17 protein-coding genes are annotated in these 13,676 nt (G+C 64.8%); 14 read left to right on the forward strand and 3 right to left on the reverse strand.

Annotated features, from left to right (window positions below; genetic code table 11):
• Positions 1-117 precede the first annotated feature (117 nt).
• The 10 genes from MJ956_RS00005 (at position 118) to MJ956_RS00050 (ending at position 8,597) form a co-directional block, all read left to right on the forward strand.
• Positions 118-417 (forward strand): STAS domain-containing protein, encoded by a 300-nt coding sequence (locus tag MJ956_RS00005; RefSeq protein ID WP_253962429.1) that lies wholly within the window; start codon positions 118-120, stop codon positions 415-417.
• Positions 414-785 carry a response regulator gene (locus MJ956_RS00010; protein WP_253962430.1) on the forward strand — a complete coding sequence of 124 codons (372 nt, stop codon included), beginning with the start codon at positions 414-416 and terminating at the stop codon, positions 783-785. Before MJ956_RS00005 ends, MJ956_RS00010 begins: the two co-directional genes overlap by 4 nt.
• A gap of 84 nt (positions 786-869) precedes the next feature.
• Positions 870-3,122, forward strand: coding sequence for a chemotaxis protein CheA (locus tag MJ956_RS00015; RefSeq protein WP_253962431.1), 2,253 nt, complete (start codon positions 870-872; stop codon positions 3,120-3,122).
• Between the two features lie 5 nt (positions 3,123-3,127).
• Positions 3,128-3,613 carry a chemotaxis protein CheW gene (locus MJ956_RS00020; protein ID WP_253962432.1) on the forward strand — a complete coding sequence of 162 codons (486 nt, stop codon included), beginning with the start codon at positions 3,128-3,130 and terminating at the stop codon, positions 3,611-3,613.
• Positions 3,614-3,803: 190 nt separating this feature from the next.
• On the forward strand, positions 3,804-4,649 hold the full coding sequence (locus MJ956_RS00025; protein WP_253962433.1) for a CheR family methyltransferase: 846 nt from the start codon (positions 3,804-3,806) through the stop codon (positions 4,647-4,649).
• A gap of 141 nt (positions 4,650-4,790) precedes the next feature.
• Complete coding sequence (locus MJ956_RS00030; protein ID WP_253962434.1) at positions 4,791-5,816, forward strand: protein-glutamate methylesterase/protein-glutamine glutaminase; 1,026 nt, start codon at positions 4,791-4,793, stop codon at positions 5,814-5,816.
• 94 nt (positions 5,817-5,910) lie between these two features.
• The gene (locus tag MJ956_RS00035) at positions 5,911-6,300 is read left to right on the forward strand and encodes a response regulator (RefSeq protein ID WP_253962435.1); all 390 of its coding nucleotides are present in this window, start codon (positions 5,911-5,913) and stop codon (positions 6,298-6,300) included.
• Positions 6,300-6,839, forward strand: coding sequence for a chemotaxis protein CheD (locus MJ956_RS00040; protein WP_253962436.1), 540 nt, complete (start codon positions 6,300-6,302; stop codon positions 6,837-6,839). Before MJ956_RS00035 ends, MJ956_RS00040 begins: the two co-directional genes overlap by 1 nt.
• A gap of 75 nt (positions 6,840-6,914) precedes the next feature.
• A complete protein-coding gene (locus tag MJ956_RS00045; protein WP_253962437.1) occupies positions 6,915-7,271 on the forward strand; it encodes a hypothetical protein in 357 nt (118 codons plus the stop codon).
• A 222-nt stretch (positions 7,272-7,493) separates the two neighbouring features.
• Positions 7,494-8,597: a YeeE/YedE family protein gene (locus MJ956_RS00050; RefSeq protein ID WP_253962438.1), complete on the forward strand. Its 1,104-nt coding sequence runs from the start codon at positions 7,494-7,496 to the stop codon at positions 8,595-8,597.
• Positions 8,598-8,634: 37 nt separating this feature from the next.
• On the opposite strand, the gene MJ956_RS00055 is transcribed toward MJ956_RS00050, so the two are convergent.
• A complete protein-coding gene (locus MJ956_RS00055) occupies positions 8,635-9,603 on the reverse strand; it encodes an NADPH:quinone oxidoreductase family protein (protein WP_253962439.1) in 969 nt (322 codons plus the stop codon).
• A 132-nt stretch (positions 9,604-9,735) separates the two neighbouring features.
• Here MJ956_RS00055 and MJ956_RS18955 point away from each other — a divergent pair, with 132 nt between their 5' ends.
• Together MJ956_RS18955 and MJ956_RS00060 are read left to right on the forward strand one after the other, a co-directional pair.
• Positions 9,736-9,987 (forward strand): DUF4258 domain-containing protein, encoded by a 252-nt coding sequence (locus tag MJ956_RS18955; RefSeq protein ID WP_206453199.1) that lies wholly within the window; start codon positions 9,736-9,738, stop codon positions 9,985-9,987.
• A complete protein-coding gene (locus MJ956_RS00060; RefSeq protein ID WP_206453198.1) occupies positions 9,984-10,178 on the forward strand; it encodes a DUF2283 domain-containing protein in 195 nt (64 codons plus the stop codon). The genes MJ956_RS18955 and MJ956_RS00060 overlap by 4 nt, the downstream gene beginning before the upstream one ends.
• 34 nt (positions 10,179-10,212) lie before the next feature.
• Here the strand turns inward: MJ956_RS00060 and MJ956_RS00065 are convergent, their stop codons facing one another.
• Positions 10,213-11,451 (reverse strand): acyl-CoA dehydrogenase family protein, encoded by a 1,239-nt coding sequence (locus MJ956_RS00065; RefSeq protein ID WP_253962440.1) that lies wholly within the window; start codon positions 11,449-11,451, stop codon positions 10,213-10,215.
• Complete coding sequence (locus MJ956_RS00070) at positions 11,448-12,209, reverse strand: TetR/AcrR family transcriptional regulator (protein ID WP_253962441.1); 762 nt, start codon at positions 12,207-12,209, stop codon at positions 11,448-11,450. Before MJ956_RS00070 ends, MJ956_RS00065 begins: the two co-directional genes overlap by 4 nt.
• Before the next feature lie 103 nt (positions 12,210-12,312).
• On the opposite strand from MJ956_RS00070, the gene MJ956_RS00075 reads away from it, so the two are divergent.
• Both MJ956_RS00075 and MJ956_RS00080 read left to right on the forward strand, forming a co-directional pair.
• Positions 12,313-13,137 (forward strand): SDR family oxidoreductase, encoded by an 825-nt coding sequence (locus MJ956_RS00075; RefSeq protein WP_279327031.1) that lies wholly within the window; start codon positions 12,313-12,315, stop codon positions 13,135-13,137.
• Entirely contained in the window at positions 13,137-13,649 is a 513-nt protein-coding gene (locus MJ956_RS00080; RefSeq protein WP_253962442.1) for a MaoC family dehydratase, read from the forward strand. Before MJ956_RS00075 ends, MJ956_RS00080 begins: the two co-directional genes overlap by 1 nt.
• The last annotated feature ends 27 nt before the right edge of the window (positions 13,650-13,676 follow it).

Raw genomic sequence — 13,676 nt, forward strand, 5'->3', positions numbered from 1 at the left:
GACCAAAACCAGCCGTCCCGCCGCCCCCTCGCGCGGCGTGGCGCAGATGAAGACCACCGGCCGCGGCGGCGCCGCCCAGGCCGAACAGACCAACGCCGATAGCTGGGAAGAGTTCTGATGGCGAAGAAAGCAACACGTGCGGTGGCTGCGGTTGAACTCGCTGGCATCCTCGATCTGAAGGCGGCTGGTCCGCTCTTCGACCAACTCCTGACGCTGCGGGGCAAGCCGGTCACGGTCGACGCCGCCGGCGTGGAGAAGGTGGGCGCGCAGTGCATCCAGATTCTTCATTCGGCCGCGGCGACGTGGCACGCGGACGAGGTCGCATTCACCATCGTCGAACCGTCGGAGACGTTCCGCTCCGGACTCGACCTTCTCGGTCTTTCCGAAACCTTCAGCCAAAAGGACATCGCGGCATGAGCAGGACAATTCTGACGATCGACGATTCGCGAACCATGCGCGAGATGCTGCGAGCGACGCTGACATCGTCCGGCTTCGTCGTGGTCCAGGCCGAGGACGGCGCCCACGGCATCGAGGTCTTGCAGGGGATGGAGGTCGAGCCCGACGTCATCATCACCGACATCAACATGCCGCGCAAAGACGGGTTTCAGTTCATCGAGGAAGTGCGTGTCGATCCCAGTCGCCGGGCGATTCCGATCCTTGTCCTGACCACCGAAAGCGACGCGGAAAAGAAACAGCGTGCACGCCTCGCCGGAGCGACCGGCTGGATCGTCAAGCCGTTCGATCCGGTCAAACTGCTCGACGCGATCAACCGCGTCGCGGCGTAATCATCATTCGGAAAGCGCCTGGCAAGCTTGAGGCCGTACCAAGGGCCCGACTTTCCGGTTCGAAGGCGAGAATAGGGTAGCACAATGGATGCGATGGCTGAAATCCGGCAGACCTTTTTCGAGGAATGCGCCGAGCAGCTTGCCGAACTCGAAGCGGGTCTGCTCGCGATCGAGAATGGCGAGGCGGACTCCGACACGGTCAACGCCGTTTTCCGCGCCGTGCACTCGATCAAGGGTGGGGCCGGCGCCTTCAGCCTGGATGACCTCGTCCGGTTCGCCCACATCTTCGAGACGACGCTGGACGAACTGCGCTCGGACCGGCTGGAAGCAAGCGATGTCGTGGTCAAGGTCATGCTGCGGGCCGCCGATGCCCTGGCCGATCTGGTGACGGTCGCCCGTGACGGCGGTACCGCCGATGCGTCCCGCAACGAGGGCCTGGCGGCCGAACTGAAGGATCTGGTGGCGGCCGCCAAGGGCGAGAGCCCGGCGGAAGCTGCCGCGGAGGCGCCAGAGGCAGAGGCGGAAGACACCGCCGTTGGCGAGGAGGACGACTTCGGGTTCGTTCCCATTGCCGTCGACCTCGACGAGCTGATCGGGGGCGATGGCGATCAAGCCTATCGGATCACCTTCCGTCCGCACGCCGCCCTTTATGCCAAGGCGAACGACAGCGTTCGCGTCCTTCGGGACCTGCTGGAACTGGGTGAGGGTAACGTCCAGTGCGACACGAGCGAAATCCCGCTCTTGTCCGATCTCGATCCCGAGGGGGCCTATTTCACCTTTACCGTCGATCTGACGACGGCTGAGAGCGAAGAGAAGATTCGCGAGGTCTTCGAATTCGTCGAGGACGATTGCGACCTGTCGATCGAGCGAATCCTGGATTCCGACGGATCGGCGGACGCCCCCGTCAACGTCGATTCGGACCTGGCCGACCTCCTGGCCAGCCTGCGCGGCGAAGTGGCGGGCGATGCGGCTGCCGACCCCGCCCCGGCCGCCAAAGCCGGCAAGGCAGGCAAGCCGAAACCGCCCAAGCCGGCGACGGCTGAGCAGCCGGCCCCGACGCCGGCCGAATCGACGAAGCCGGCCGGCGGCCCGGAAGCCTCCGCCGAAGCGCCGGTGGAGAAACCGGCGAAGGTCGATGCGAACGAGGCCAAATCCGCCAATGTCGGTGGCAGCCCCACGCAGACGATCCGCGTCGACCTCGAACGCGTCGACCGGCTGATCGATCTGGTTGGCGAACTCGTCATCCATCAGGTCATGCTCTCCCAGAGAACCTATCAGGCGGGGCTTGCCCGCGCCTCGGAGGTCGCCGTCGGCCTTGACGAACTCGAACAGCTGACCCGGGAGATCCAGGACAGCGTCATGGCGATCCGCGCGCAGCCGGTGAAATCGGTGTTCCAGCGTCTGCCGCGACTGGCCCGCGAGGAGTGGACCGAGGTCGACAAGACCGTGATCGAGCGGCTGGCCGATCCCCTGACGCACATGCTCCGCAACGCCATCGACCACGGGTTGGAAAAGCCCGATGCGCGACTGGCGGCCGGCAAGCCGGAGGAAGGCACGGTCAAGGTCGCGGCGATGCACCGCTCGGGCCGCATCGTCATCGAAATCACCGATGATGGAGCCGGTATCAACCGCCCGAAAGTGCGCGAAATCGCCGTCTCCAAGGGTCTGGTTCCGGCGGAGGCCAATCTTTCGGACGAGGAGATCGACAACCTCATCTTCATGCCGGGCTTTTCGACGGCGAGCGAGATCTCCGAGTTGTCGGGCCGCGGCGTCGGCATGGATGTGGTGAAACGCTCGATCCAGGCGCTGGGCGGGCGGGTATCGATCACCTCCAAGCCGGGTAAGGGTTCCACCTTCACCATGAGTCTGCCGCTGACGCTGGCGGTGCTGGACGGAATGATCGTGACGGTCGGAGACCAGACGGCGGTCGTGCCCCTGACGGCGATCATCGAGACGCTGCAGCCGAAGCCGGAAGAGGTGAAGGGCTTCGGCGGCGATGCGCGGTTGATCAAGGTGCGCGACGCCTTCCTGCCGCTCGTCGATGTGGCCCGCGAACTGGCCTATACGTCGACACCGACCAATGCCACGACCGGTGTCGCGATCCTCGTGGAGGCCGAGAACGGCACCCGCTCGGCGCTTCTGGTGGATGCGATCCAGGGGCAGCGCCAGGTCGTCATCAAGAGCCTCGAAGCGAACTATCGCCGCGTGCCGGGCATCGCCGCCGCGACAATCCTCGGCGATGGGCGCGTCGCTCTCATTCTCGATGTCGACGTGATCGTGGCCACGTCGCGCACCGACGGTATTCACAGCAACGGACTTCAGCAGGCAGCGGAGTGAAATCGATGACGAACCAAATTGGCAATCCGGCCGAGAACGACAACAAGGGCGAGGGGAACGGCCGCGAGCTGATCGCCTTCCGGATCGGTGAACAGGAATTCTGCGTCGACATCATGTCGGTGCGCGAGATTCGCGGCTGGACGGCGGCAACGCCGCTCCCCCATGCGCCCTCCTATGTCAATGGCGTGATCAATCTGCGCGGCGCGGTGCTGCCGATCGTCGATCTCGCCGCACGGCTGGGCTTTGCCAGGACCGAGGCCAGCGCACGCAGCGTCATCATCGTGGTGCGCGCCGAGCACCAGCTATTCGGCCTGCTCGTCGACGCCGTCTCCGATATCCTGACGGTCACGGACGACGCGCTGCAGCCGACGCCAGATATCGCTTCGGAACTGGCGAAGCAGTTCGTCAGGGGCGTCATGGCGATCGAAGGGCGGATGATCTCGCTGATCGCAACAGACAATGTCTTGCCACAGCTTCAAGCCGCGGCGTGAGCTAGGGCTACTATAATCCCTCCGCAGGGAGGATCGCAATCGGGTGCTGCCCCGTCTGGGCCGGCGCAATAGCGTCGGACACCTACGGCTGGCCAGGGAGTAACACGCTGTGAGTCTTGATAGACAGCAAGAGAAGGCCGTAAGGCCGCGAGGCTCCGCGTCCGCTTCGATCGTCGCCGGCGAGTTCGCGATGACGGAAGCCGACTTCCTGAAGATCGCGGACATGCTCTACAAGGACGCCGGCATCCATCTGACGACGTCCAAGGCCACGCTGGTCTATTCGCGGCTGTCGAAGCGGCTGCGCAGTCTGGGCATGCGCAGCTTCAAAGATTACTGTGAAATGGTCAGCGACGCGGGTGGCGCGAGCGAGCGCATGACCATGCTCGCCTCGCTGACGACGAACGTCACGCAGTTCTTTCGCGAAAAGCATCATTTCGATCACCTGCGGGAGCACTTCCTTCCGCCGCTGCTGAGCGCCGCCAAGGGCGGTGGGCGCGTGCGCGTGTGGTCGGCGGGATGCTCCACCGGACACGAGCCCTATTCGATCGCGATGACGCTGCTGTCGCTCATGCCGGATGCGGCCGATCACGATATCCGCATCCTTGCTTCCGATATCGACCCCAATGTCGTGGCCACCGGACGGGCGGGGGTCTACGCGTCAAGCGAACTGGAAGCCGTACCGGCCGATATGCGTCGCCGCTGGTTTCGGTCGGCGAGTCCCGATAGCGGCGCGCCCTCATCCGGCGGGATCAACGAAATGGCGTTCGAGGTGGTCGACGCCATGCGTGATCTGGTGGCGTTCCGCGAATTGAACCTGATCGGCCAGTGGCCGATGAAAGGAAGGTTCGACGCGATCTTCTGCCGCAACGTCACGATCTATTTCGATCAGCAGACGCGGGAACGTGTATGGAGCCGCTTCGCCGAGCGCATCCAGCCGGGCGGGTTTCTCTATGTCGGCCACTCCGAACGGCTGGCGGGAGCTGCGACCAAGGTGATGACCTATGACACCAACACGTCCTATCGCAAGACGGGTTGAGGGCAGAGCGATGCATAGATCCCGTCTCCCCCTTCCAGGGACTCATCATGGTGGCGCGCATCGCATAGGCGAGAGCGATGGCGCGCCGATGCCTGGCCATTCGTCAGCCGGCCGCGTCCCGAGCGAGAGGAAATCGTGAGCATGTCCCCTGCAAGAGTCCTAGTGGTCGACGATTCCTTGACGATGCGCGCGCTTATTCGCCACGCGCTGAATAGCGATCCGGGTATCGAGGTGGTCGGCGAGGCGTCCGATCCCTTTGAAGCACGCAAGAAGATGAAGTCGCTCGATCCGGACGTCGTCACTCTGGACGTCGAGATGCCGAACATGAACGGCATCGAATTCCTGCAGAAGATCATGACGTTGCGCCCGACGCCGGTGATCATGGTCTCGAATCTGACCGCGCCGGGAGCCGCCGTCACGCTGGAGGCGCTGGAACTCGGCGCTTTCGACTGCATCGCCAAGCCTGGCGCCGGCAGCAACACCTTCGACATCCTGCCGGACCTGGTCAAGGAGGCCAATCACGCCAAGGCCGGCCTCGTCAAGCGACGCATGGCCGCCGTCGAGCACCGCGTCAACGGCACGGCTCAAACTTTGGCGCGTTCCCAATCCGGCCCGGATCTCATTGGCATCGGTTCGTCGACGGGCGGCGTCGAGGCGTTGATGCAGGTGCTCGCCGAATTCCCCGCCGATTGCCCCCCGACGCTGATCGTCCAGCATCTCCCAGCCGCCTTCACCGCCTCCTTTGCGGCCCGGCTCAACCGGACCTGTCCGGCACATGTCAGCGAGGCCAAGGACGGGGAAGCGATTCGCCAGGGTCACGTCTACCTCGCTCCAGGTGGCAGCCGTCATATGATGCTGCGAAAGGGAACCCAACCGACCATCGCGCTGGTGGCGGACGAGCCGGTCTGCGGACACCGGCCGTCGGTCGATGTGCTGTTCGCCTCGATCGCGAAGCATTTCAAGGACCGATCGACCGGCGTGATTCTCACCGGGATGGGCCGGGACGGCGCCCAGGGGCTTCTGCAAATGCGGAAGGCAGGGTCCCGCACGCTCGCTCAGGACGAGGAAACCTCGCTCGTCTACGGCATGCCGCGCGTCGCCCACGAGATCGGCGCCGCGCAGAAGCGGTTGCCGCTGTCGCGTGTGGCGCGGGAGATCTTCGTATGAACCGCTCGCCAAGCGAAATCCCCACAAAAAACGCAGCGAAATTGAGGATAGATTCATCAAATTCGCTTGTAATGCGGTCGAAAGGAACAACGCCATGGGCATTGTAGATAAACTCAAGGTTCTGATCGTCGACGATCACAGAACGAGCCGCATGCTCATTCGCGATGCGCTGGAACAACTTGGCATCAAGAATATCGTCTTCGCCGTCGATGGTGAGGAGGCGCTGCGGACAATGATGACGGCGCCCTGCCATATCATCATCTCTGACTTCAACATGCCGAAGCTCGACGGTATTCAGCTCCTGAAGGCCGTGCGTTCCCATGCGCCCACGAAGAAGACGCCGTTCATTATCCTCACCGGCGCGGGCGACCGGGAGCTGGTGCAAAAGGCCGCGCAGCTCGGCGTGAACAATTTCCTGGCGAAGCCCATTACCGTGCCCGTGCTCAAGAAGACGATGGAAGCCGTCGTCGGACGTCTGCAGTAATGACAGGGAGAAGCGAAGGACGACGCGTCCATGTCATGCAAGGCGAAGCCAAGGTCGACGAAGGTCCGGATACGATCCTGACCACGCTTCTGGGCTCTTGTGTCGCCGCCTGCATCCGGGATCCGGGTGCCGGTGTCGGTGGGATGAATCACTTTCTGCTGCCGGGAAGCAGCGGTCAGGAGGGCGCGCGGGCGGAAAGCTTCGGTCTTTATCTGATGGAGCTGTTGATCAACGGACTGCTGCAGCGTGGCGCGCGGCGGGGGCATCTCGAGGCGAAGCTGTTCGGCGGCGCGCGGGCGATGGACGGCCTGTCCGAAGTCGGCTCCAAGAACGCCGCCTTCGCGGAGCGTTTTCTGCAGATGGAGAACATCACCTATCTGGGCGGCAGTCTGGGCGGGACGACGGGCCGGCGCATCGAATACTGGCCTCATACGGGGCGGGCCCGACAGATCTTCTTCGAGAAAGCCGTAATGCCGCCCATCAAGGTTGCGCCGCCGATCAGGAAGCCCCAGGCGATCGGGGAAGTCGAACTGTTCTGACACGACCATGAGCCAGCGCGGACAAATCCTTCGCGATCCACCGAGCGTCGATTTCAACAAACAAAGCGTAGCGTCATGACCACGAGCCCCCTGCCCGATCTGCTGAAAATCCTTTCCGACGAGCTGAACGCTTTGGCGGAGATGACCGAAGCGATGCACGATCTGATCTGCACCGACCATCCGCGGCAGGACGCGCCCTACGTGCGTGCCGTGCAGAGTATCGATCGCACCCAGCAGACGCTCGAAAATCTCGCGACGTTTCTCGCTGTGGCCGGCGATCACGCACCGGCCGAATACGAGGTCGCCCTGCAATCGGCGCTGGAGACGGTCCGTCTCGGCGATCTGAAGCACCGACTGGCGATATCGCGTCAGGCGGTCAATGGCCTGGCCCGGCCGTCCGACCCCGGTGGCGAGTTCGAGCTGTTCGCCTAAAACATCCCGTCAGACTGTTTTCCGCCACCGTCTCGCGAAGAGCGCGCCGGAAAGATGCGACGCGTCGGCCTGTTCCCTGCGGTCGACGACGCGCCGGCAATCCCGTCCTCGCGAACGCCGGGGCCAAGCCTTCGCCACCACTTGACGTAGATCAAGGCGCGGACGCCAAATTCATTCAAATATCCAAATGTATCGTTTGGAATGACGAATGGAGGGCAGAGGATGGACCTCGCCTCATTGATGGACCGGTTTGGCGAGACGAACGTGCTGGTGGCGGGCGGTGTCGTCATCGGCTTCATGTTCGGCGCCTTCGCCCAGCGCAGCCGCTTTTGCCTGCGTTCGGCGGTGATCGAATTCCGCCGCCGTGAACCCGGCGCCAAACTCGTCGTCTGGCTGCTGGGTTTTTCGGCGGCGCTGGTCGGCGTGCAGGCCGCGATTCTGGCGGGTTGGCTGGATGTCTCGCAAAGCCGGATGCTGGCGGTCACCGGCAGCATGTCCGGCGCGGCGATCGGCGGTCTCCTGTTCGGTGTCGGGATGATCGCTTCGCGCGGCTGCGCCACCCGGCTGCTCGTGCTTTCGGCCACCGGCAATCTGCGCGCGCTGCTATCGGGCCTGGTTTTCGCGGTGTCCGCCCAGGCCGCCTATCGCGGCGTGCTGGCGCCCCTGCGCAGCGAACTGTCGGGCTGGTGGCTGATCGACGGCGGTCCGGACCGCGACATTCTCGCCTGGCTCGGCGGTGGGAACGAGGTCGGCCTCGGTATCGGCCTCGTCTGGTTGGCCGCCGGCATCGTCGTGGCGCTCCACAAGCGGGTTAGATCACAAATCTGGATCGGCGCGCTCGGCGTGGGCCTCGCCATCCCGGCCGGCTGGCTGTTCACCTACGCCGCCTCGCAGACCGCGTTCGGGATCGTGCCGACGGAATCGCTGACCTTTTCCGGCCCGTCCGCCGACCTCCTCATGCTCACCCTGAATTGGCCCGACCACGCGGTCGATTTCGCCATCGGCATCATGCCGGGCGTCTTCCTCGGCTCGTTCACCGCCGCGTTGCTGACCGGCGAGCTCAAGATCGAGAATTTCGACGGCGGGCACACCATGCCGCGTTATATCTTCGGCGCGGTGCTGATGGGCTTCGGCGCGATGCTGGCGGGCGGTTGCGCGGTCGGCGCCGGCGTCACCGGCGGTTCCATCCTCGCGATTACCGCCTGGACGGCGCTGATCGGTATGTGGATGGGCGCGATGCTGACCGACTGGGTCTTCGTTCGCCTCGGCGAGGAGGCGGGATCGGTCTCCAGCCCGACGCTTTCCGGCGCGGCTCCGGTGTCCTGAGACGTGACCGCCGCCCCGGCGGCGGAAATGTTTCAGTCTATGGAACGAGGACGATCTTGCCGGTCGTCTGCCGGGCGTGGATGCGCTTGAGGACGTCGGCGGCGTCGGCGAGCGGCGCGCGCTCCGATACGTGCGGCTCGATTTGTCCGCTTGTCGCCCACGCCATCAGTTCGCGCATGTTGTCGGCAAAGACCTCCGGCTCCTTGCGGGTGAAGGCGCCCCAGAACACGCCGACGACGCTGTAGCCTTTGACCAGGGCAAGGTTCACCGGAAATTGCGGGATCGTGCCCGACGCGAAGCCGATGACGAGGAGGCGGCCGTTCCACGCCATCGATCGGGATACCGCGTCGAAGGCTTCGCCGCCGACCGGATCGAAGGCGACGTCGACACCCTTGCCATCGGTCAGCCGCTTGATGTCGCCGCGCAGGTCGTCATAGCCGATGGCAATCTCGGCGCCCTCGGACACGGCGAGCGCTCGCTTGTCCTCGGAGGAGGCGACGGCGATGACCCTTGCCCCCATCGCGTTGCCGATCTGAACCGCCGCAAGCCCGGTCGCGCCGGCGGCGCCGAGAACCAGCAGCGTCTCGCCGGGCCGCAGGGTCGCGCGCTGTTTCAGCGCGTGGTGCGCCGTGCCGTAGCCGCAGACGAGCGCGCAGGCCACGCCGGCGTCCAGTTCGCGTGGAAGCGCCGTGCAGGCGGCCTCCTCGACCAGGACGCGCTCGGCATAGGCGCCGTTCTGAATATAGGCGACAACCCGGTCGCCGAGCTTGAATCGCTGGGCGTCCGGCCCAACCGCCACGATCTCACCCGCCGCCTCCATGCCCGGAACGAAGGGCAGGTCCGGCTTGGCCTGATAGAGACCCTGGACCAGCAGACCGTCCGGATAGTTGACGCCGATCGCCTCCGGCTGGACGACGACCTGGCTGCCGGTGGGCGCGGGGTCGTCGATGTCCTTGTAGGCAAGGTTTTCGATCGGACCGTAGCTCTCGCAGACAATGGCTTTCATGAAGCGGGCTCTTTCATTTCTTATTCGGTCAACCGACAAACATGCCGTCGCCCCTGCATTCTGCATGTTTCCGTATCCATACTGATCCGGCAGTCTCAACCCCGGTGCAAGGGTACGATCGGAGCGGCAACGATGAAGCGACTCGAATACTCACGGCACGCGGTTGAAGCACTCAGAGAACGGGAACTTGACGTCACTTGGATCGAACGGACCATTCGTGAAGCTGAGTGGACGATCCCTGACCCGCGCCGGGAGGGCGTCGAACGGCGCTTTCTTCGGATTCCCGAGCACGGGAATCGTGTACTTCGCGTCGCTCTGGTGGAATCTCCAGACAAAATCCGCATATTAACCGCATTCTTCGATCGAAGGGCGCGCCGGCTATGAGACCAACTGTCCACTACGACCGCGAATCGGATGCCGCCTATATCCGCTTTTCGCCGGAGCCCGTCATCGAGAGCGAGGAAGTCTCGGACGGCGTCGTTCTCGATTACGACACCGACGGCCGCATCGTCGGCATGGAGGTCATGGAGGCGAGCCGCCACCTTTCTCCCACAATTCTGACCGAAGCGGCATAAGCCTGCCGCCACGGAGCGCGCGAGAGGCAGCCGCTCACACCTTCTCCTGCGTGTGCTTCCTGAGCTCCCAGCGCGCCACCTGACGGCGATGCACGGCGTCCGGCCCGTCGGCGAGCCGCAGCGTCCTGAGATGCGTCCACATGCGTGCCAGCGGCACGTCCTGGCTGATGCCGCCGCCGCCATGCATCTGCACCGCCTCGTCGACGACCTTCAGCGCCATGTTCGGCGCCACGACCTTGATCTGGCTGATCCACGGCGCGGCGGCCTTGGCGTCGCCCTGGTCCATCATCCAGGCTGCCTTGAGGCACAGCAGCCGCGCCATTTCGATATCCATGCGGCATTCGGCGATGATGTCGAAATTGGCACCCAGCTGGGCCAGCTTCTTGCCGAAGGCCTCACGCCGCATCGCCCGCTTGCACATCAGCTCCAGCGCCGCCTCGGCGTGGCCGATCGCGCGCATGCAATGGTGGATACGGCCGGGTCCGAGGCGCCCCTGGGCGATCTCGAAGCCGCGGCCCTCGCCGAGAATCAGGTTCGCCTTCGGCACCCGAACGTCGGTGAATCGGATGTGCATGTGGCCGTGCGGGGCGTCGTCCTCGCCATAGACCGTCAGCGCCCGCATGACCTCGACGCCCGGCGTGTCGGCGGGCACCAGAATCATCGAATGGCGCTGGTGCTTGGGTTGGTCGTCGCCGCCGGTCTTGACCATCACGATATAGATCTTGCAGCGCGGGTCGCCGGCGCCCGTCGCCCACCATTTCTCGCCGTTGAGCACGTAATCGTCGCCATCGGCGACGCAGGACATGGCGATGTTGGTGGCATCCGACGACGCGACGTCCGGCTCGGTCATCAGATAGGCGGAGCGGATTTCGCCGTCGAGCAGCGGTTGCAGCCAGGGCTTCTGCTGCTCCGGCGTGCAATAGCGCTCGAATACCTCCATGTTGCCGGTGTCCGGCGCCGAGCAGTTGAAGGTCTCCGCGCCGAGATGCGTCTTGCCCATCTCCTCGGCGAGATAGGCGTATTCGACGATCGTCAGGCCGGAGCCGCGCTCGGAATCGGTCAGCCAGAAGTTCCACAGGCCACGGCTTTTCGCCTTGGCCTTGAGACCCTCGAGAATATCCCGCTGGCGGTCGGTATAGACCCAGCGCTCGCCCTTCGAAACTTCGGCGAGAAATTCCTCGCTCGCCGGGGCGATCTCGTCGCGGATCATGTCGCGGACGGCCGCATGGATCGGCTTCAGACGTTCGGTCATGCCGAGGGCCATATTGTTCATTGGTCGAACTCCTCCTCAAGAACGGCGCTGTCCGCGCCGGCGCCGCGCAGGGCGAAAAGGGCAAGATCACGGGCGATGGCCCGCCGGTCGCTGGCGGTCTCGCCGTCGCGCTCGCGATACCAGAAGACCGGTGAATTGATCACCGAAAGAAACGCCTTGCCGGCGATCGACGCATCGCGGACGGCACCGAGATCGCCTTCTCGTTCGGCATCGGCGATGACGCATCGGAACAGCATCTCGTAGCGGTCACGCTCGGCGATGAGCCGCTCTAGCGTCGCGCGATCCTCGGGTGTCGACGGGCCGTTCACGTGCTGCGAGACACCCTGCAGGATGACGTGCTGGAAATCGATGCGCTCCATCATCGTGAGCACATGGGCCTCGGCCATGGCGCGCAGCCGAGTGATGGCGCGGTCCCGTGAGGCGGCGTGGGGTTCGATCGCGGCGAAGTCGAGCGCCATGCCGTGCTGGCAGACGTCGAAGAACAGGTCGTTCTTGGAACGGTAATAATGGTAGACGAGGCCCTTGGTGGCCCCCATGCGTCGCGCGATATCGTCGATAGACGTCGCGGCGAGCCCCTTTTCGCCAAAGGCGCGTGCGGCCGCAGCCAGAAGCGCCGCAAGTGTCCCGTCGCACTCCGCCGCACTGCCGCGCGCGGCGGAAAAGTCGCGGTCGCGGCGCGAACGCGAGGAAGCGCCGGGAGGCCTACGCGTATCCTGTTCCTGCTTGCCGTCGTCGGCGTCGTGTTTTTCACTGACCATCGCCTCGCCACTGGACATACTCTTGGGTATGATGTCAATTGCGAGCGTTGAAAGTCCCTTGCAGGGGCTCGGCGCGCGGCCGGTCGACAGGAGAGGAATGCCGATGACGACGCCGATTCTGGACCGCCTGTTCGCGTTGAACGGCAAGACCGCGCTGGTGACGGGTGGGGCCACCGGCATCGGGCGGATGATCGCGACCGCGCTGGCCGGCGCCGGGGCGCGGGTCCTGATCGCCTCGCGCAAGGCCGAGGCTTGCGAGGCGACCGCCGCCGAGATCAACGCGGAGGGGCATCCCGGCACGGTCGAGGGATTTGCCGGCGACGTGTCGAGCGAGGCGGGCGTCAAGGCGCTTGCCGCCGCAGTCCGGGAGCGCACCGACCGGCTGGAGATCCTGTTCAACAATGCCGGCGTGTCCTGGGGCGCGCCCCTGGAGGAATTTCCCTACGATGCCTGGCAGAAGGTGCTGGGGGTCAATGTCGCGGGCCTGTTCACCGTGACTCAGCAGCTCCTGCCTTTGCTGGAAAAATCCGCGAGCGCCGACGATCCGGCCCGGATCATCAATCTGGGCTCGGTGATGGGCGCGGCGCCGCTCAGCGAGAACGTCTATTCCTACGCCGCGTCCAAGGCGGCGGTGCATCATCTGACGCGGTGTCTCGCCAAGGAGTTCGCCGGGCGGCACATCACCGTCAACGCCTTCGCGCCAGGGCCTTTCCAGTCCAGGATGACGGCGTTTGCCACCGGCACCGACGAAAAGGCCGCGGCGGTCGGGCGCGGCGTTCCCATGGGCCGGATCGGCTCGCCCGACGATATAGCGGGGGCCGCGCTGTTTCTTTGCGGGCGCGGCGGTGCATATACCACGGGCGCGATCCTGCCGCTCGATGGCGGCATCGGGGTCGAAACCGGACACGAACTGTTCCAGGAGGGCTGATGGGACTGGACTCGGTCGCCGCAACCGAAGCGGCGCTCAGGGCGCGCCTCGTGCCGCTCGATGCCTATCGCGCGCATCTCGACGGTGAGGCGTTCGTCTCCGACTGGGTCACCGTCGATCAGGCGATGATCGACACTTTCGCGACGGCGACCCACGATCACCAGTTCATCCATGTCGATCCCGAGCGCGCCAGGGCCGAGACGCCGTTCGGCGGGACGATCGCCCATGGCTTCCTGACACTGTCGCTGTTGTCGCCGCTCGCCTATGATGCGCTGCCGGGCGTCGAGACGACGAAGATGGGCATCAATTACGGCTTCGAGCGCGTCCGCTTTCTCAATCCGGTGAAAGCAGGACAACGCGTGCGCGGCCGTTTCAAGATGATCGGGCTGACCGAGCGCGCCGTGAGCCTCCAGACCGCGTGGGACGCGACGGTCGAGATCGAGGGCGCGACCAAGCCGGCGCTGACCGCCCACTGGATCACGCTCGCCGTGCTGGAGCCGCCGGCGGACTGATTTCAGCCCGCAACCGAACGATAGTTG

The sequence above is a fragment of the Aurantimonas marianensis genome (genome assembly GCF_024195285.1).
Lineage (GTDB): Bacteria > Pseudomonadota > Alphaproteobacteria > Rhizobiales > Rhizobiaceae > Aurantimonas > Aurantimonas marianensis.